Origin of the sequence: Streptomyces sp. 8N616, from assembly GCF_052246385.1 — a bacterium.
Taxonomy (GTDB): Bacteria; Actinomycetota; Actinomycetes; order Streptomycetales; family Streptomycetaceae; genus Streptomyces.
In genome coordinates, this window is sequence record NZ_JBQQBY010000095.1 from 1 (window position 1) to 1,336 (window position 1,336).

Consider the following 1,336-nt stretch of genomic DNA (forward strand, 5'->3'; position numbering starts at 1 on the left):
AAGATCTTTCCGGACCACTGGTCGTTCATGCTGGGTGAGGTTGCGCTCTACAGCTTCATCATCATCATTTTGACGGGTGTGTATCTGACGCTGTTCTTCCACCCGGCGATGAACGAGGTGGAGTACCACGGTAGTTATGTGCCGTTGCAGGGTGTGCGGATGTCGGAGGCGTATGCCTCGACGCTGGACATCAGTTTCGATGTCCGGGGTGGTCTGCTGATCCGGCAGATTCACCACTGGGGTGCGCTGATCTTCATCGCGGCGATGTTCGTGCACATGATGCGGGTGTTCTTCACCGGTGCGTTCCGGAAGCCGCGTGAGATCAACTGGCTGTTCGGGTTCCTGCTGCTGGTGCTGGGCATGTTCACCGGGTTCACCGGTTACTCGCTGCCGGACGACCTGCTGTCGGGTACCGGTGTGCGGTTCATGGAGGGCGCGATTTTGTCCGTGCCGATCGTGGGCACGTACCTGTCGTTCTTCCTGTTCGGTGGGGAGTTTCCGGGGACGGATTTCGTGCCGCGGTTCTTCTCGATCCATGTGCTGCTGCTGCCGGGGCTGATGCTGGGTCTGCTGGTGGCGCATCTGATCCTGGTCTTCTACCACAAGCACACGCAGTTCCCCGGGCCGGGCAAGAACGAGAAGAATGTGGTGGGTATGCCGCTGCTGCCGGTCTACATGGCCAAGGCGGGGGGCTTCTTCTTCCTGGTGTTCGGTCTGACCGCGGTGATCGCCGGTATCGCGAGCATCAACCCGATCTGGGCGCTCGGGCCCTACCGGGCCGACCAGGTCTCCACGGGAGCCCAGCCCGACTGGTACATGGGCTTTTCCGAGGGCCTGATCCGTCTGATGCCGGGCTGGGAGATCAACTTCGCGGGTCACACGCTCGCGCTCGGGGTCTTCATCCCGCTGATGATCTTTCCGTTGGTGCTGGTCGCGATCGCGGTGTGGCCGTTCATCGAGTCCTGGGTGACCGGGGACAAGCGCGAGCACCACATCCTGGACCGCCCGCGCAACGCCCCGACCCGTACCGCCTTCGGCGCGGCCTGGCTGAGCGTGTACTTCATCCTGCTCGTCGGTGGTGGCAACGACATCTGGGCGACCCACTTCCACCTGTCGATCAACGCGATCACCTGGTTCGTCAGGATCGCCTTCTTCGCCGGCCCGGTCATCGCGTTCGTCGTGACCAAGCGGATCTGCCTGGGGCTGCAGCGGCGGGACCGGGACAAGGTGCTGCACGGGCGGGAGAGCGGCATCATCAAGCGGCTGCCGCACGGAGAGTTCGTCGAGGTGCACGAGCCGCTCTCGCAGGAGCAGCTGCACACGCTCACCCAGCATC

1 protein-coding gene is annotated in these 1,336 nt (G+C 63.1%); it reads left to right on the plus strand.

The window, feature by feature from the left end; all coding sequences use genetic code 11:
- Positions 1–1,336: cytochrome bc1 complex cytochrome b subunit (gene qcrB / locus ACTWQC_RS35760; RefSeq protein WP_443320041.1), on the plus strand; the 1,336-nt coding region annotated here is incomplete at both ends.